The sequence below is a fragment of the Jejudonia soesokkakensis genome (genome assembly GCF_042664795.1).
Lineage (GTDB): Bacteria > Bacteroidota > Bacteroidia > Flavobacteriales > Flavobacteriaceae > Jejudonia > Jejudonia soesokkakensis.
Genome location: NZ_JBHTBN010000002.1, coordinates 282735 through 300481, shown reverse-complemented (window position 1 = coordinate 300481; position 17747 = coordinate 282735). Strand labels below are relative to the sequence as shown.

General features: G+C 35.3%; 20 protein-coding genes. 8 read left to right on the top strand and 12 right to left on the bottom strand.

Annotated elements, in window-relative coordinates:
* Position 1 precedes the first annotated feature (1 nt).
* On the top strand, positions 2-889 hold the full coding sequence (locus ACFQO1_RS06005; protein ID WP_380217078.1) for a DUF72 domain-containing protein: 888 nt from the start codon (positions 2-4) through the stop codon (positions 887-889).
* Here ACFQO1_RS06005 and ACFQO1_RS06000 read toward each other — a convergent pair.
* Both ACFQO1_RS06000 and ACFQO1_RS05995 read right to left on the bottom strand, forming a co-directional pair.
* Positions 886-1968 carry an endonuclease/exonuclease/phosphatase family protein gene (locus ACFQO1_RS06000; protein WP_380217077.1) on the bottom strand — a complete coding sequence of 361 codons (1083 nt, stop codon included), beginning with the start codon at positions 1966-1968 and terminating at the stop codon, positions 886-888. The two genes, ACFQO1_RS06005 and ACFQO1_RS06000, sit on opposite strands and share 4 nt — an antisense overlap.
* Positions 1969-2003: 35 nt before the next feature.
* Positions 2004-2978 (bottom strand): mechanosensitive ion channel family protein, encoded by a 975-nt coding sequence (locus tag ACFQO1_RS05995; RefSeq protein WP_380217076.1) that lies wholly within the window; start codon positions 2976-2978, stop codon positions 2004-2006.
* Between the two features lie 60 nt (positions 2979-3038).
* On the opposite strand from ACFQO1_RS05995, the gene ACFQO1_RS05990 reads away from it, so the two are divergent.
* Complete coding sequence (locus ACFQO1_RS05990) at positions 3039-3203, top strand: hypothetical protein (protein ID WP_380217075.1); 165 nt, start codon at positions 3039-3041, stop codon at positions 3201-3203.
* Between the two features lie 86 nt (positions 3204-3289).
* On the opposite strand, the gene ACFQO1_RS05985 is transcribed toward ACFQO1_RS05990, so the two are convergent.
* On the bottom strand, positions 3290-3568 hold the full coding sequence (locus tag ACFQO1_RS05985; RefSeq protein ID WP_380217074.1) for a DUF3817 domain-containing protein: 279 nt from the start codon (positions 3566-3568) through the stop codon (positions 3290-3292).
* Between the two features lie 119 nt (positions 3569-3687).
* On the opposite strand from ACFQO1_RS05985, the gene ACFQO1_RS05980 reads away from it, so the two are divergent.
* The gene (locus ACFQO1_RS05980) at positions 3688-4635 is read left to right on the top strand and encodes a mechanosensitive ion channel family protein (RefSeq protein ID WP_380217073.1); all 948 of its coding nucleotides are present in this window, start codon (positions 3688-3690) and stop codon (positions 4633-4635) included.
* A gap of 8 nt (positions 4636-4643) precedes the next feature.
* On the opposite strand, the gene ACFQO1_RS05975 is transcribed toward ACFQO1_RS05980, so the two are convergent.
* Positions 4644-5261, bottom strand: a complete 618-nt coding sequence (locus ACFQO1_RS05975) for a M15 family metallopeptidase (RefSeq protein WP_380217072.1) — start codon at positions 5259-5261, stop codon at positions 4644-4646.
* A 106-nt stretch (positions 5262-5367) separates the two neighbouring features.
* On the opposite strand from ACFQO1_RS05975, the gene ACFQO1_RS05970 reads away from it, so the two are divergent.
* Positions 5368-6099, top strand: coding sequence for an SDR family oxidoreductase (locus ACFQO1_RS05970; protein ID WP_380217071.1), 732 nt, complete (start codon positions 5368-5370; stop codon positions 6097-6099).
* Here ACFQO1_RS05970 and ACFQO1_RS05965 read toward each other — a convergent pair.
* The 4 genes from ACFQO1_RS05965 to ACFQO1_RS05950 form a co-directional block, all read right to left on the bottom strand.
* Positions 6096-6464 (bottom strand): hypothetical protein, encoded by a 369-nt coding sequence (locus ACFQO1_RS05965; protein WP_380217070.1) that lies wholly within the window; start codon positions 6462-6464, stop codon positions 6096-6098. The two genes, ACFQO1_RS05970 and ACFQO1_RS05965, sit on opposite strands and share 4 nt — an antisense overlap.
* 130 nt (positions 6465-6594) lie before the next feature.
* On the bottom strand, positions 6595-7449 hold the full coding sequence (locus ACFQO1_RS05960; RefSeq protein WP_380217069.1) for an OmpA/MotB family protein: 855 nt from the start codon (positions 7447-7449) through the stop codon (positions 6595-6597).
* 142 nt (positions 7450-7591) lie between these two features.
* Entirely contained in the window at positions 7592-8557 is a 966-nt protein-coding gene (locus tag ACFQO1_RS05955) for a mechanosensitive ion channel family protein (protein ID WP_380217068.1), read from the bottom strand.
* 115 nt (positions 8558-8672) lie between these two features.
* Positions 8673-9539, bottom strand: a complete 867-nt coding sequence (locus tag ACFQO1_RS05950; protein ID WP_380217067.1) for a sigma-70 family RNA polymerase sigma factor — start codon at positions 9537-9539, stop codon at positions 8673-8675.
* Between the two features lie 391 nt (positions 9540-9930).
* On the opposite strand from ACFQO1_RS05950, the gene ACFQO1_RS05945 reads away from it, so the two are divergent.
* Positions 9931-10581, top strand: a complete 651-nt coding sequence (locus ACFQO1_RS05945) for a hypothetical protein (protein WP_380217066.1) — start codon at positions 9931-9933, stop codon at positions 10579-10581.
* Here ACFQO1_RS05945 and ACFQO1_RS05940 read toward each other — a convergent pair.
* A complete protein-coding gene (locus ACFQO1_RS05940; protein WP_380217065.1) occupies positions 10568-11149 on the bottom strand; it encodes a pseudouridine synthase in 582 nt (193 codons plus the stop codon). The genes ACFQO1_RS05945 and ACFQO1_RS05940 overlap by 14 nt on opposite strands.
* Positions 11150-11213: 64 nt before the next feature.
* Here ACFQO1_RS05940 and ACFQO1_RS05935 point away from each other — a divergent pair, with 64 nt between their 5' ends.
* Positions 11214-11468: a DUF1456 family protein gene (locus ACFQO1_RS05935; protein WP_380217064.1), complete on the top strand. Its 255-nt coding sequence runs from the start codon at positions 11214-11216 to the stop codon at positions 11466-11468.
* Between the two features lie 95 nt (positions 11469-11563).
* Here the strand turns inward: ACFQO1_RS05935 and ACFQO1_RS05930 are convergent, their stop codons facing one another.
* Complete coding sequence (locus ACFQO1_RS05930) at positions 11564-12871, bottom strand: dipeptidase (RefSeq protein ID WP_380217063.1); 1308 nt, start codon at positions 12869-12871, stop codon at positions 11564-11566.
* Between the two features lie 181 nt (positions 12872-13052).
* Here ACFQO1_RS05930 and ACFQO1_RS05925 point away from each other — a divergent pair, with 181 nt between their 5' ends.
* Both ACFQO1_RS05925 and ACFQO1_RS05920 read left to right on the top strand, forming a co-directional pair.
* Positions 13053-13667 carry a VTT domain-containing protein gene (locus tag ACFQO1_RS05925; RefSeq protein ID WP_380217062.1) on the top strand — a complete coding sequence of 205 codons (615 nt, stop codon included), beginning with the start codon at positions 13053-13055 and terminating at the stop codon, positions 13665-13667.
* Positions 13668-13755: 88 nt separating this feature from the next.
* Positions 13756-15321 carry a DEAD/DEAH box helicase gene (locus tag ACFQO1_RS05920; RefSeq protein ID WP_380217061.1) on the top strand — a complete coding sequence of 522 codons (1566 nt, stop codon included), beginning with the start codon at positions 13756-13758 and terminating at the stop codon, positions 15319-15321.
* A gap of 124 nt (positions 15322-15445) precedes the next feature.
* Here the strand turns inward: ACFQO1_RS05920 and ACFQO1_RS05915 are convergent, their stop codons facing one another.
* Positions 15446-16048, bottom strand: coding sequence for a glutaredoxin domain-containing protein (locus ACFQO1_RS05915; RefSeq protein ID WP_380217060.1), 603 nt, complete (start codon positions 16046-16048; stop codon positions 15446-15448).
* A gap of 129 nt (positions 16049-16177) precedes the next feature.
* Positions 16178-17530, bottom strand: a complete 1353-nt coding sequence (locus tag ACFQO1_RS05910; protein WP_380217059.1) for a T9SS type A sorting domain-containing protein — start codon at positions 17528-17530, stop codon at positions 16178-16180.
* Between the last annotated feature and the right edge of the window lie 217 nt (positions 17531-17747).

Below are 17747 nucleotides of genomic sequence, written 5' to 3'. Positions count from 1 at the left end.
TATGAATTTTGGAAAAGTAGAGAATCCTAGCGAAATTGATTTCACATTACCACCAGATCATCCTGATACCAAAAAAGTACTTTCTGTTTTCGATCCGCCTTCCGTTCCTAATTTATATGTTGGATGTGCTAAATGGAATAAAGCAGATTTAAAAGGTTTTTATCCTCGCGGAACCAAAGATGAACTTATTTACTATGCAACACAATTCAACAGTATTGAACTAAATGCAACCTTTTATCGAATTTTTCCTCCAGATGTATTTGCAGGTTGGTATGAAAAAACACCCTCTGATTTTCGTTTCTTTCCGAAGATGTTCCAAGGAGTAAGCCATTGGAAACGCTTAAGCGATTTTGAATTTTATTTAAATGAATACATTCTCGCCGCGTCCAATTTAAAGGAGAAATTACAAATGCCGTTTTTGCAATTGCATAACAATTTTGGGCCTAAGAATATGGATCGATTAGTACCTTTTTTTGAAGCATTGCCAAAAGATATTAGGATTGCAATTGAGTTTCGGCATACCGATTGGTTTTCAGACACAAGGATTGCACAAGAACTGTACGAAATTTTAGAGACACATCATGTGACTAATATCATTGTGGACACAGCAGGTAGAAGGGATTTATTACATATGCGCATGACCACCGAAACTGCTTTCATACGCTACAACGGTGCCAATCATAAAAGTGATTATGACAGATTGGATGATTGGATTGATAGGCTGGAAGATTGGATAGCCCAGGGTTTACAAAACATATACTTTTTTATACATCAAAATTTGGAGAAAGCTTCTCCATTGTTAGCAGCTCATTTTATTAAAAAAGCTAATGATCGTTTTGGTACAGATCTAACAATTCCAAAAATGGACAAACCTGGGAATTTATTCTAATTATTCATTCTAATTTCAATATTCGCTTTGCCATTCATCTGTTCTTCGGCATCTTCAATTTCCTGTTTGGTAGGCGGTTTTAGCTTTTGTACTGCAGCTATTTCAGGCTCAAAACTGAGCTTTACATACATGGGAAAGTGATCTGAATTTATATCGTCTCCTTTTTTCAAGGTTACCAGCCTAAATTCGGGTCCTACAAAGACATGATCTAGGGGCCAACGCATCAACCAATTTTTTGCATTAAAAGTATTATACAAACCCCTACCTTTTCTCGGATCTAATAAACCACTAATACGCTGAAACAATCTTGTTGTTTGAGACCAGGCAACATCATTAAAATCACCAACGGTTAATACTGGAATATCAGAATGTAACGCTTCTTCGGCTGTGAGCATCATTTCTTTATCTCTTTCGGTAGACATTGGATTGTGTTGCGGCATGGGAGGTGTAGGATGAATACTATATAATTGAACCACATCTCCAGATCGAAGTCTTACTTTAGTATGTACCGAAGGAATACTATCATCTACTTGAAACTTGACTTCAGGATTTATTAATTCCAATTTTGAATAAACCAACATCCCATAGGTATTTGGTAAAGGGGCTTCTACTTTATAAGTGTATGCTGAAGGCAAAGCCTTAGTAATCGCATTTTTCCAGGTTTCGTCAGTTTCAGTAAAAATTAAAATATCGGCATCATATGTCTGCATTTCAGCCAATAACAATTCATGCTTTTTATTTTTTTGAAGTACGTTGGCGGTAAAAAAACTGAGTTGCTTATCTGGAGTATGTATTTCGGAATCTGCAATTTCAGTAGGAGCTATAGGAGTATAAATATAAATCCTGCTAAATTGATAGATCATACAAATTAGTAAAACACCAGCAAAAATGTAGTCGTTACGCCATTTAAAATCAAATTTGAAAAAATATACTAGAAAGGCAATAACAGATAAAACTGTTAATTGGACGTGAGGAAAATCAAAAATGCGAACCCACCAATAATCTGCAGAAATAAAACGAAATAAAGTTAAAAGTACAGAGATTCCTCCAAAAATCTGGAGTGCTGTTTTAAGTTTCATGAGGGATATTGTTAGGTTACTACAATATACAATGCTTAATTTAAATCTGATGTACTTTTCCTCATTACTTTTTCCAAGTCATGCCCAGAAGGTGTTTCAAAAATTTCGAGACCAAAGTAGGGCACCGCTGCAATTAAATGATCAAAGATATCTGCCTGTATATGCTCGTAGTTTTCCCAATTCTTATCATGACTAAAGCAAAAAATCTCAATTGGAATCCCCTTATCGGTAGGTGCTAAATGACGCACCATTAAAAAAAGCTCCTTATTGATTGCGGGGTTTTCATGTAAAAAAGCATCTGCATACTTTCTGAAAACGCCTAAATTAGTTTGGTTCTTTCCGTTTAATAATAAACTTTTATCAGCTTCAATTTGACGGTTAAACTTGGCCACATCCCTTTCACGATGCTCAATATACGGTGCAATTAATTGAATATTTTTGAAGTTCTGAATATCCTCGGCAGTGAGGAATCGAACAGAATTCTGTTTTATAAAAATAGATCTTTTGATACGACGTCCCTCACTTTCCTGCATTCCACGCCAGTTCTGAAAACTATCTGCAATCAAACTATAGGTAGGAATAGTGGTATAGGTATTATCAAAATTTTGAACACGAACAGTTGCAAGATTAATTTCGGTTACATACCCATCGGCTCCAAATTTGCTAAAGGTAATCCAATCGCCAATTCGTACAATATCATTTACTGAAACCTGAATACTTGCTACAAAACCTAAAATAGTGTCCTTAAAAATAAGAAGTAAAATAGCTGAAGCCGCTCCAAGTGTAGTCAGACTTTTTATAGAATATCCTGTAAGTGCATTAATTATAATGAAAATGGCAACCCCCCAAGCAAAGATCATTAATACCTGTACATAGCTCTGTAAGGGCTTGTCTGCGTAATCCTCTTTATGTTCTAGATAATTTTTTGTAGAACGTAGGATACTTCTAAACACAAGAATTGCCAGTACTACACCGTAAATATCAATGAGTTGCAGGAATATTTTCTCCAAAAATGGGTATTCAAGAAAAATAATGGGAATTAAGTACCATACAAATGTTAATGGTAAAAAATGAGCAACAAATCTTGGAAAATTACTTACTACCAAATGGTCATCATAGGTGCTTTTAGTTTTATTGCTGAAAGCCTTGAAAAGCTGGACGATTACTTTTCGGGTTATAATATCAAGGAGGACCGCAATGATAGTAACGATAATACAATTGAGCAAAGTGTTTAATAAGATTGCCAGGGGTTCTTTCATTCCATTAGTAATGAAATACTCTTGCAAATAGCAACTATAATATATAAGGGTGTCCTGATCCATTAGAGGTATTTACGTTCTACATAAAAAGGTCCAAATGGAATAATGGAACACAACACTACAATAAATAATGTCTTGACAGACCAGTTGAGAAGTTGTGAAACATATACTGCCATTGCAATGTATAAAAGGAACAATACACCGTGTGCCATTCCCACTATCTGAACCATTTGTGGAGAATCCCAAATGTATTTAAGAGGCATTGCGATACCTAATAAAACTAGGAATGAAATCGCCTCTAACATGCTTATGATCTTAAAAGTTTTGATGGTTTTACTCACAGCTAAAAATTTTGTGCAAAGATACGTGAAGTAGGGCAGCTGACTAAATTTTAAGAATAATTTATGGCGGTATGGCTTCTGAATGAGAAACAATACAAGTATCTTTAGGTACTTTTACTATGATGAATCTACTTCAAGAAAGCCCGACAGAAAAAATTATTACTTCGGCTGAAAATTATTACGATAAATTTTTGGACATTCTTCCTAGAATCGCTCTGGGGGTTTTAATTATTGTCTTAGGAATTTTATTCGCGCAGCTCATTACAAACATCTATAAAAAGAGAATTCTTCATAGAGCTGAAGATCCTCTAATGGCACGTTTTCTGGCGCAGGCGATTAAGATCGTTTTGTCACTTATTGCCATCATGATCGCCTTGCAAGTTGCTGGACTCAGTGGTATTGCGACTGGAATTCTTACTGCTGCTGGTGGGGCAGCCATTATTCTGGGATTTGCTTTTCAAGATATTGGGAAAAACTTCTTGGCAGGAATTATTTTAGCGTTCAACAGGCCTTTTAATGTTAATGATACCATTAAAATAGGGGAGCTCTTCGGAAAAGTCAAAGCTCTTAATTTTAGATACACGCATATAAAAACCAGTGATGGACGGGATATTTTTATCCCTAATGCAGATGTACTCACAAAACCCGTGGAAAATTATACGGCCGACGGATTTTTCAGAAATGATTTTGTGGTTGGGATAGGATATGAGGACAACATAGAAAAAGCAAAACAAATTATCTATGATGTGCTTAACTCTCACGAAGGAATTGTGCAGGATGAAGATCATCAAAACTTTGTCATAGAAGATGAATTATCTCCTAGTACTATTAACTTAAAGGTATTCTTTTGGGTCCATACCATTGATTATCGTGTAGCATCCAGAGTGTTGCGAGGTATTGTCATCAAAAAAGTAATTGAAGCTTTAATAGAAGCTAAACTCATTTTGCCAGGTAATATTACTGAAATTAAACTCTATGGCGGACAAGAAGACTTGCCTTTAAAATTGAAAAAAGATCCAAAAGATAGAGAGTTGGACAAATTAGAGCAAGCAACCCATAAAAAATAGTTTAGGTCTTACGAGCCCTCACAGGGCAAGGGATCATTCATAACTGGGAAACTCCAATTTCTTTTAAAACTATAATGCCACCATTCAGTGCGAACAGTTTGGAAACCATGTTTTTGCATTCCTTCTCGTAAGATTTTTCGATTGTTAAGAATAGCTTCAGAAAAGTTATAATTGTCTATATGCGATTCGATTCCAAAAAAATCATAGTCACTTCCCATATCTACAAAACATCCTTCCAGGGTAACTAACGTAATATCGACAGCAGCACCTCGATTGTGGATGCTTCCCTTTCCGTAGGGATTCGCAACATAAGTTGGGCGTGGTACTTTGGCCCACATTTTCTTCTGAACGTCTAACGGGCGATAACAATCATAGAATTTTATTTTATAGCCTAGTTCACAGAAGTACTGATTGGCTTGTAGAACAGCTTCAGCAACTTCCGGCTGAAGCATACAAATAGAACAATCATATAAAATCTCACCAATAAAATTAGCATCGGTTGCGTACCGAATTTCATAGGCGAATTCAGTAGAACGTTCGGCCATATTTACTAATGGTGGCTGCTCTTTTTCAGAAGTGACATTCAGCAAAAAAAGTGAAATAAAAACAATGATTAAAATTTTCATAAGGTATCAAATTTAAGGAATCTTTAATAACAAAGGGGTAGGGGAGTTTGTAACTTTGAAAGAAAGCAAGTTGAATAAATTTAAAACGCTCAGTAGGAGCAATAATATGAAAGATTTAAGAGGAAAAGTAGCACTCATTACCGGAGGAACAAAAGGAATAGGTTATGGAATTGCACAAAGTTTACTAACACAGGGAATTCATGTAGCTATTACAAGTAGAACCTGCGAAGCAGCTGCAGAAGCTGCTAAAAAATTGAATGAATTTGGAAATGACAGTGCTCATGCCATTGGATTAGAAGCAGATGTGCGTAGTATATTGAGTCAGAAAAAAGCGGTAAAAAAAGTAATAGAAGAATTTGGTAAATTGGATATCGTTATAGCCAATGCTGGTTTGGGGCATTTTGGTTCTGTAACAGATTTAACTGTTGAACAATGGAATGAAACGATTGAAACCAATCTGTCGGGAGCATTTTTTACGTTAAAAGCAACCGTCGATGAAATCATAAAATCTCAAGGCTATTATATTTCTATTTCAAGCCTAGCAGGCACTAATTTCTTTGAAGGTGGTAGCGCCTACAACGCGAGTAAATTTGGAGTAACCGGATTTACTCAAGCGGCAATGCTGGATTTACGAAAATATAATGTTAAGGTAAGTACCATTATGCCTGGTAGTGTTTCTACCCATTTTAATGGGAATGAACCAAGTGATAAAGGAGCGTGGAAAATTCAAATTGAAGATATAGGAGAATTAGTTGTTGATCTTTTAAAAATGCATCCTAGAACGTTGCCAAGTAAAATTGAAGTACGACCTACGGTTCCTCCAAGCGCTAAGAATTAAATAAATACGAAAGTATCTGCCCAGCTTTTGGCATCATCAATAGAGGTGAAAAAAGCAAAACTATCGTCAAAGAGTGATTGTTCTTCAATCGCTCTTTTTCGTACTGCTTCATTTGAAGATACTATAGCTAAGCCTTTTAGATTCCTCATTGCTCTTTTTTTGTAGACTGAAAAATCAACTTCCAGCTCATGAAGCTCTTCTCTAATGATTACAAAAGGTGATCTCGGGTAATGAATTTTTAGTGCCGTGCGTATTTCATTGGCTACAGTTTGGTCTAATTTTCTTCCTTTTGCAACACTAAATATAGCATACTTCTCAAAGATTGAAATTTTTGAATTGTTAGAAACGTACTCTTTTAGAAGCATGAATATCTTAATTTTATGTTAATATAAATATAGGTTATTTTTTGTTATGTCCAACACAACTTAAAATATTTTATAAAAAAAAGCATCCTCAATTCGAGGATGCTTTAACACATAGTTGTTTACTTTCAATTTAGTTGGCAGAAAGCAACGCCAAAAATTTATCAAGGTTTGGAAGAATTACAATACGTGTTCTTCTATTTACGGCACGTCCTTCTTTAGTATCATTTTCTGTTAATGGATGATAACTACTTCTTCCAGCAGCGATTAATTTCTCTGGAGATACGCCGTATTTATCTTGAAGCGTTCTAATAACAGCAGTGGAACGCTCTACACTAAGATCCCAGTTATCTTTTACTGAAGCTCCATTCTTAACAGTTTGTGCATCGGTATGCCCTTCAACCATCACTTCTAAAGCAGGTTCGCTATTAATTACATTGGCAAGGCGTTCTAGTAAATTATTTGCTTTTGGGTTTACTCTATAACTACCAGAATTAAATAATAATTTATCTGAAATTGTGATCATTACTACAGTGTTGTCAATGTCAACCTGAATGTCATCCTCTTCGCCATCGGCAATTAAAGTATTGTCCAGATTTTTTTTCAAATTGTAGGATACAATTAAATTCATTGAATCCTGAAGGGTTTTGGCTGCTGCTAATTCTTGCTGATTTACATTAGCCAAAGCTTTTTTCATTTGCTCCTTATCCTTATTCGATAAAACTACGTTGTCATATTTTTGAAGACTGTTTAGTTTTAACTCACTGTTGGTTGTGGATAGTGATTGAATTTTTTGGTTGTAGTTGGCTACACGTTCTTCAATAGCAGCATATTTTGCTTCTATAGCTTCTTTTTCAACTTGTGTTTTTTGAAGGGTAGTACGTGTGTCATTGTACTGTCCTTCTAATTCTACGTATTTCTTTTTTGAAACACATGAGCTGGTTACGATAGTTAAGGCTAGTAGGGATAGCCCGATTACATTTTTCATATTAAATATGTTTTTAGGTTTGTAAGTATAGATAACCAGCTTAGTGTCCAAATTATTCGTTAACGAGTGTTATACTCTTGTTAAATGAAAAAAGCTTCCGATAGGAACGGAAGCTTTTTAAAATTTTTAAAGTTTAAAGTAATTATTCTTGATCCTCTCTTGGGTTGATGGAAAGGTTGTTTTTTCCGAAGTCCAGTGTACGAATAGGGAATGGGATATTAATGTCTTTTGCATCAAAGTTAGATTTAATCAATTTAATGGCTTTATGTTGTAATGCCCATTTTTCTTTTCCATTTACCTGGTCTGCCCAGAAACGAACCATGAAATTAATTGAACTGTCTCCAAACTCTTTGTAGAAAAATTCAATCTCTTCATTTCCTTGCTGCGGAAAGGCTTCACCCAACACTTTAACTGTAAGGTCTTCTACCATTTGCAAATCGCTTTCATAACCAACCCCACAATTTACTATGATTCTAGATCTTTCAGAAATAGAAAAATTGGTAAAAGGATTATCTATAAAAGTGGAGTTTGGAATGATCGTATAATTGTTATCTGGACGTTTTATTGTTACGTTTCGTAAATTAATTTCTGTTACAAAACCTATTTCATCATTGGTTTCAATCCAGTCTCCTAAACTAATCTTAGGCAGAAATGAAAGAATAAAACCAGAAACAGTATTACTTAAAGTACCTTGTAAAGCTAAGCCAATAGCTAAACCTACAACACCAGCACCAGCCAAAACAGAAGTTAACACTTTGTCAAGTTCCATCACTCCTAGTGCAATAAAAAACCCGATGAGTAAAGTTACCGCAAAGGCAATTTGCCCGATCATCTGCTTAACAGATTCTTCTTTTACTTTGCGCATGACTATTTTACGGAGGAACTTTCGCATTCCTTTGGCAATAAAGAAGAACAGAACCATTACAAGAATGGCAATTAGAAAGTTAGGAAGTTTTAAGATGATTGCATCTAACCAGCCTCCAAGTTTGTCCCACAGTCCAGATACAGCATCGTCGACAGAAAATGTTTCTGCCATATCCTTGGCTGATTCTTGAACTGCTTCTGTTGAATTTTCGAGGGTTTCTTGAGTAGTAGAGGTATCTTGCATGAATATATAGTGTTTTTACAAATATAAATTATAGAAGAAGAAATCTCTTTTAAAGATTTCATAAAAAAAAAGCGGATACAACCAGTGCATCCGCCTTTAATGGGGAAAATAAATCTTATCCTAAATATTTCATCAAAATATGACTTTTGGATTCGTGACGAAGTCTACGAATCGCTTTTTCTCTAATTTGTCGTACACGCTCTCTACTTAAATCGAATGTATCTCCAATTTCCTGAAGGGTCATTGCTGGTTGTCCACTTAAACCAAAGTTAAGTCGTACCACATCACCTTCTCTAGGAGATAAGGTTTCCAATGCTCTGTCAATTTCTATTTTTAAAGATTCGTGAATTAAACTTTTATCAGGGTTGGGTGTTTCACCAGAACTAATAACATCATATAAGTTGTTATCATTTTCTCCTTCCTGAAAAGGAGCGTCCATTGATAAACTTCTGTTAGAGTTTTTAAGTGATGTCTTTACCTTCCGTATTGACATATCCAATTCCTTAGCAATTTCTTCGGCAGAAGGTTTGCGTTGGTGAACCTGCTCTAAATGAATAGATGCTTTACGAATTTTGTTAATATCGCCAATCTTATTTAATGGAAGTCTTACCACACGTGATTGTTCTGCAATTGCCTGAAGGATCGATTGTCTAATCCACCATACTGCATAAGAGATAAATTTAAAACCTCTCGTTTCATCAAAACGTTTTGCAGCTTTAACAAGACCTACATTTCCTTCATTAATTAAATCTGGTAAACGCAACCCTTGATTTTGATATTGTTTTGCAACCGAAATTACAAATCGTAAATTTGAGCGTGTTAATTTATCTAACGCTCTTTGATCACCTTCCCTAATTCGCTGTGCTAATTCAACCTCTTCTTCGGCCGTAATCATATCAATCTTACTAACATCTTGTAAATAACTATTAAGAGATTTTGTCTCTCTATTTGTAACCTGCTTGGTGATCTTGAGTTGTCTCATATATTCTGAAAGTGATTTAAATTAAAATAACATCCCATAGTAAGTCAAAGAACTGGATTTTCCAAATTATTAACACATTTTGTGACTTTTTATAGGCTAATTTTTATAAATTTCACGTTTTTGAAGCGGTAGAGCATAAATTAAATAGCTATGGTGATGTTACAAGAGGTATTAATTGGTTTAGTGATGGTACAATTACCACAAGATGTACCTGGACCAGAAAACAATACTCCAATAGATTTGTCTAGTTGGGTAGATATAACCATCTATATAATTTTACCCATTATTGTTGTCATTCTTTACATACTATACCGTAGAATGAAAAACAAAATCAAATAAGTTGATTTTGGTGTAATTCTTGATAACTATGACGACACATAAATGTATGCAAATGAAATCACTCTTTTTTATTCTTTCCTTCGGAATATTTTCTCACACGTTTCTTATTGCTCAGGAAAAACCTACATCAAATGTAAAGATTGAAGTGGTTGAAAAAGTGGACGAAACTCCTTCCGGATTTGAATTACCGGCATCCAAAGCGCCTGGACTATCTACTCCAAAAATCCCAATCAAATCAACAATTAATTCAGATTTGGGGGTCAATAAGACAAAACTTGATATTACTAAAGGAGACGGACTTCAGGATTACAAAACCAATAATGCTCCAAAGTTTTTTACTAGAGATAAAGAGATTCTGGAAGAATATGGCAGTGATCAAAATTTAGGGGATGTGTTAACTACGGCAAGTACGGTAAATGTAGTCTATCGTGATCATGAGTTTGTAGACGGAGATCGAATTCAAGTACGAGTAAACAATGATATTGTTCGTGCAAATATTCAGCTCTACGGAAGCTTTCAAGGCTTCGATTTACCGCTTCAGCAAGGAGTTAATAAGGTTGAGTTTATTGCTTTAAATCAGGGTTCTTCTGGTCCTAACACTGCAGAACTTCATATTTATGATGACAATGATTTGTTGATCTCAGCAAAAGAATGGAACTTGCTTACTGGTAAAAAAGCGACTTTTGTAATTATAAAAAATTAGTGGGTGTTATTTTTTTAACCGAGCCACACTCCATATTTTCTATCGTGTAACTCCCTATCCGTACTCGAACCAGTCGCAAGGTTGGGAATCCCACCGCAGCTGTCATTTTTCGAACTTGCCTGAATTTCCCTTCTTTTAAAATTAAAGCTATCCACGAAGTAGGACCGTGTCTGTCATCTCGAATACGCTGCGAAGTAGGAGGTATGCTAGGTGTTTCTATCATCGTTGCTTTGCAGGGCTTTGTTTGGTAGTTTTTTCCGTTAATACTAATTTCCAAGCCTTGTTGTAACATTTTGATTGCATCAGATGTAATCATTCCATCCACTTGTACATAATACTCTTTCTCAACTTTTTTACCTTTTGAAATGTTATGACTAAAACCCCCGTCTGTCGTTAACAGCAACAGCCCTTCGCTGTTTTCGTCTAATCTTCCTACGGCCATGGTTCCTTCTGGGAAATCATACAAGGTTCCTAGAAATTTTTTTCTTCTAGCATGTTTGTCATTTGTAATAAACTGGCTAATATACCCATAGGGCTTATAAAGTTTAAAATAGTGGTGTGTATCCATTTCTAGGTAACGAAAGTAACTAAAATCGGCATTTTATAGTACCTTTATCCTTTCAGAAAAAACTATGGCACTTACTAATAACGATATCATGAAAAAATTACGCGTTGCTCATAAATTAAGAGACAACGATATTGTAGCGATTTGTGCGCTTGTTGATTTTAAAGTGACCAAAAGTGAAATTGGCGCCATTTATCGAAATCCGAACCATGAAAAATACATGGAATGTGGAGATCAATTTCTTCGGAATTTCCTCAACGGATTAATTATTCATCTTCGGGGTCCCATGCCACCAAAGAAAAAACCTGAAGCCGAAAGCTAGAAGCTAGAAGCTAGAAGAAAATAAATTTAAATTACATAGCATCGTTTTATTAATAACTAGTAATCCAACTTTCCAACAATCCTACATACTATATATCAAGATTTTTTCATCTCTGCTGCAACATTCTGAACTTCGTCTAGCACACGTAATAAATTTCCACTCCAGAGCTGTGAGATTTCTTCTTCGGTATAGCCGCGTTTTACGAGTTCTATGGTGACATTTTCTGTTTCACTTGCATCGCTCCATCCTTCAATTCCACCACCACCATCAAAATCGCTGCTTATTCCAACATGTTCAATACCAATCGCATCTACCAAATAATCAATATGATCTACAAAATCAGCCACATTTACAGCAGGAGGGAGGTCTTCCATAGTTTTGCTTTTATTCTCTACAATCCCTTTCATCTCGATGTATTTAGCGATGTAGGCATCCCTTTCTTCGCTAGGAAGATTATTAATTTCTTTCCTTTCCATCCAAGTCACTCCTAAAGAATCTAATACGGTTTTTTCAATTTCTCTTAGTTTTTCATTTCGAGCCTCATACTTTTCAGTATTTAAATAACTTTTAAAAGCCACTGTTTGTACCACTCCGCCATTTTCTTTAACCCATTTTAATTGCTCATCATCCAAATTTCTACTGTGATCACACAAAGCTCTTGCTGAAGAGTGTGACGCTATTACGGGAGCTTTCGATAATTCAATCATTTGACGAATTGCCTCTTTTGAAGGGTGTGAAATATCGATCATCATGCCTACGCGGTTCATTTCGGCAACCACTTCCTTTCCTAACTCACTTAAGCCATTGTGGAGCCATACATTGTCTTCTTCACCTGTGTTGCTATCGCTTAACTGACTGTGTCCATTGTGTGCCAAAGACATATAACGCGCACCCATATTATAAAATTTCTCCACATTGGCAATATCATTCCCTATAGGATAGCCATTTTCAATTCCAATCATTGCTACTTTCTTTCCTGAATTTACAATGCGTTTTACATCTGCAGATGTCACTGCAAGTTCGATTTCGGTAGGAGCATATTCTGTAACCAGCCTTTCGATCGCCTCAAACTTTGAAGTTGCATTGTCATACGCTTTTTCAAATCCACTTTCTGATAACGTATCTTGACCTGTGTAAACGATAAACCATGCGACATCGAGTCCTCCAGCTTTCATTTTAGGTAATGTCACTTGGTTGTCAAGATCCTGGGTATAATTAATAGTATCTGTAAAATTCTTTATATTAATATCACAGTGTGTGTCCAATGTGATTACACGTTTGTGAATCTTTTTTGCTTTAGCAAGTAATTGATCTTCTGACATTGATTCTTGTTTAGTTTCAGATTTACAAGCAGTAAATAAAAGTGTAATTATAATAAGAATAGTTGTAGTGAGAAGCTTCATAATACAATGGATTGGTTTGTTGTAAAGATATAAAAAATGACAGGAGCACATTATTTAAATAATTGTACGTTAATGGTATACTAATTGCATTTAGAAAGAGTTAGAAAGATGTATATTTGCAGCCCGATTCTTTCGAGGCAATAAAAAAGAAGAAAACAGTCATAGCGACTGAATATGAACTATGAAGAAATCAAAAAAAGCACGAGAAAATAGATTTAAGCGTATGCATAAGTACTATAGCTTAACTGGTTTTTACACATTTGTGGGAGCCAGTCTAAAAAAAGCGGTACCTACGATTCTATTTTTTGTAGTAGCTTTATTTTTACTCGATCGGTACGTAATCGATTTTACTGATTTGTTTACGCACATCACAAATACCTATGCACCCTTACATATTTTAGGAGTGTTTTTTCTTTCTGAATCTTTATTAGGACTTATCCCGCCAGAAATTTTTATCGCCTGGGCAGATAAGACCGTAAACCCTATCGTATTTTTATCATTATTAGCATTGTTATCCTATTTAGGTGGAGTTGTTTCTTACTTTATAGGAAAATGGATCTTAAAGATTCCTTCTGTATATGAGTATATGGAAGTGAAAATGAAAAAACACCTTAGAAACGTTCGTAAATGGGGCGGTTTTATGATCATCGTTGGAGCGCTATTGCCAATCCCGTATTCAATGACGAGCATGGCAGCGGGTACTATTGATTATCCTTTTAAAAATTTCTTACTCTTCGGATTGTTACGTTTTTTACGTTTCTATCTGTACGCCATTGCTATTTTTAGCCTAGTTTAATAAGTCTTACTCTTTTTTTATCAAATTTATTGTATAAACCTTTAATTGGGGGTATTTTTGCAAATCTCAAAAAAGGAAAAACGTCAACATGTCAACATCTGCTCAAGAGCTAGCCCTACAAGAAAGACAAACAGATAAAGATCTCTATAGTTACCAGAAAGGAGCTATTGATAAGATTTTTACCAGTTTTGAAGAAGCACCCGAAGATCATCATTTGTTGTATCAATTACCAACAGGTGGTGGAAAAACGGTTATCTTTTCTGAAATCGTTAGACAGTATCTTAAAAATCACAATAAAAAGGTATTGGTGATGACGCACCGTATTGAGTTGTGTAAGCAAACTGCCGCGATGCTAACAGAGTTTGGCGTAAAGAATAAAATTGTAAGTAGCAAAGCAAATCTTGAAGATCAAAAAGAATATGCTTGTTTTGTGGCAATGGTGGAGACATTAAACAATCGTTTACGTGATGATAAGTTGGATATTTCAGATGTTGGACTGGTTATTATTGATGAAGCACACTACAACTCTTTTACGAAGCTATTTAAATATTTTGAAAAGTCATTTATCTTAGGGGTTACAGCAACACCGTTGAGTTCTAATATTGAACTTCCTATGAAGGATAATTATGACGAATTGATTGTTGGGGAAAGTATTCCAGATCTTATTGAAAATGGATTTCTTTCTGAAGCCATTCCATACTCTTATAATGTAGGCCTTACCAATCTTGTGGTTGGCTCTAATGGTGATTATACAGTCCAATCTTCAGATGATTTGTATACAGGAGCAGACATGCTTAGCAGGTTGCTTCAGGCGTATGAAGAACGTTGTAAAGGCACTAAAACATTGATATTTAATAATGGGATAAACACATCTTTATACGTGTACGACACGTTCCGAAGAGAAGGATATCCAATTATGCATTTGGATAACACCGCAACTAAGAAGCAGCGTAAAGCAATCCTGAAATGGTTTAAAGAAACTCCAGATGCGATATTAACTTCTGTGAGTATATTGACCACAGGTTTTGATGAACCGACGGTTGAGAGTATTATATTGAATAGAGCAACACGATCTTTAACTCTGTATTACCAAATGATTGGTAGAGGTTCTCGTGTACTTCCAAATAAAAGTACATTTAACGTTATTGATTTAGGGAACAATTTCTACCGTTTTGGACCTTGGGGTGAGGACTTAGACTGGCAACGTATTTTTAGATCGCCTTCTTACTTTGTTGATCATTTAATCGACGATGAGTCGATTGAAGAAAACTTTACCTACGAGATGCCAGACGAGCTTCGAGCTCAATTTGCAAATTCTGAAAATGTCTACTTTGACATTAAAAAAGCCTACATACAATCGGTAAAGGATGGAGAGTCTACCAAAGTGATCTTAGAACGTTCGATAGAGCAACATGCCAAAATTTGTACTGAAAACAGTGAAGATGTCTTTGATGCATTGATCTTAGCAAAAGAATTGGGAGATGATATTGATCATCGTATAGAGCGGTATACAAAATGTATCTCAAAAAGCACTCACAATTTTGTAGCCTGGTTAAAAGATGATTACAGATTAAAACTTCGCAGTTTTTTGAGAGAGAATTTCGATACTATCTATGAGCAAATCCATGGGCATCCACCACCAGAAGAGGAGTAAAGTTTATTAGTCTTTCTTTCTGTTTTTCAGAAAAAAATAGAGTCCGATAGCTGGAATGCCTACCACTAATAGCAGCATTCCTGCAATTAGCAAAAGCTGCCAGGGTCCTATTGTAGCAAGAAAACTATTCAGCATTTATTTTTTCTAGTAATTGATTTAAGGTTTCGATCTTTGTATATAGTACCCCTTTGATACTCACCACAGCAGAAGTAACAGCATCTAATGATGGTAAAGCAGCTTTTATCTGCGCACGCATTTCAGGTTTTTCTTCAAGATTATGTAAGGCATATCGATAAGGGCTAGCATCCAATTGAGCGACTAGTGAGTCACAGCTAGTGCAAGCTTTTGTGGTATAGATCGTGACAGGTTTTTCAAAATCTATTTTTATGGGTGTTGCTTCCGCTTTGATCACTCTTTTTGAAAGTTCTTCATTGACAGTAAGTTTGTAAGTGTATACAGGTGTTTTATCTCTTTCAACAATAATAGAGGTAATATTTACCTTTGAGGTAGCAGGAACTCTTGTAAGTCTGGGTTTACCAGCTCTAGTTCTTATACCAGTACCTTCAACTTCAATGGAAACATCAAGATCCACCAGGTTTTCATTTAAGGCGTATAAAAAAATACGATTTGCTTTTCGCTCTTCCTCAATTTTAATGTCTTTAAGTTGTGCAATTGCACTAAATGAAATGAAAGCGATGGTAATGCTAAAGAGTATTTTTTTAAACATAGGTTTATTTTTAGTTGGCACGAAAATAGAAATTTTATTTAAAATGGTTCGGGTTATTTCTTCTGAAAGTTCTAAAACATTAAAAATCCCTCACTATTTCTAGTAAGGGATTTAAAAATAAGTTTTGAATTATAGTTTGATGGCTTTTTTAATTGTGGAATACTTCCCATCACTAATTGTTATAAAAAGTGTCCCACTGCTAAGATGAGCAATATTGATACTGCCAGGACTGTTCTTTTCTGAAACTAATGTCCTTCCCAAAGCATCTGTAATAGTCACATCATATTTTCCAACTTTACTGGATGTGAAATATAGCGTATCACCCACTGGATTGGGGTAAACTTCTATCAACTCAATAAATTGCTCTGGTGAACTTAAAATGCTAAAATTCTCAAACCAATAGACTGCATTATCATTTTGTGAGGCGACGACCACATCGTTATCACCATCATTATCCAGATCTGCAGCTTCTATGGCAATTGCAAAATTAAACTCAGTATAAAAGTCCTGTTGACTTCCAAAAGTGCCTTGTCCATCTAAGTTTTCCCACCAAGATGCATTTGTATCATGTGTGGACATGACATCCATATCACCATCATTATCAAGATCTGCAGCAAAGACCGAAGCCATAAAATCTAGGGCTGGAGCAATAACTTTTTCCGCACTAAAGGTGCCTAGACCGTCTATGTTTTCATGCCAGGCAAGATTGCCAATATATACTCCTTTTAAAATATCTGCATCACCATCACCATCCATGTCAACCACATAAATAGATCGTACACCATTCCCTTCCAGTTGTATTTCATGAATGCCCCAGCTGTTGCCTAAACCCTCTAGATTTTCAAACCACGTTAATTGTGTTCCTCCAGAACCCGAGCTGGCTAGATCCATATCGCCATCACCATCAAAATCTGCAGCTCCTGTAGAGCGCCCATTGGTATGTCCTACATTTACATTAGCACCCGAATCAAAGGTACCTAAGCCGTCTGTGTTTTTAAAAAGTCGTAGTTCTTGTTGTGCTCCAGAATTGGTAAGTACATCATTATCACCATCGTTGTCAATATCAACTGCAAAAATATGGTAGGGTCGAGCACCAGTATAGATAGTCATTTTATCTCCGTAAGTACCATCACCATTGTTAGACACCCAAAAATTTTCCATAGCAACGTCAAAGTCTGTTCCTAATACATCCAAAAAACCATCACCGTTAAGATCTGAAACAAAATGAGTTTGTGTAACACCTAATTCATCAATTATTATTGTTGGAAAACCAAAACTACCATTTTCATCATTACTAAAAACTACGATTCTATCAAAAGAAGGAGCTATGACATCAATATCTCCATCATTATCCATATCTCCAGTTTGTATAAAACGAGGAGTTGAAATATTTTCATTTCCTACCAACTTAATATTACTAAATTGAGCAATAGATAAAAAATTGGATCCTAAAAATATCAATAGTATACAATATTTCTTCATTCTGATTTTTAGTTATTTCCTTTTTGTATTACTTGCTGTTCTGTACTGCCGTCTTCAAAAGCTATTACAAAGAGTAATTGGGGACTAAAAGTCTTTTTCATGTTATAAAGTTATTTGGTTATTAATTATATATACATAAATATACAGTTAATTCTGTATACAAAAAATCCCTCACTAAGTACAGCAAGGGATTTTTAAACGGATATAAAAATAGAAA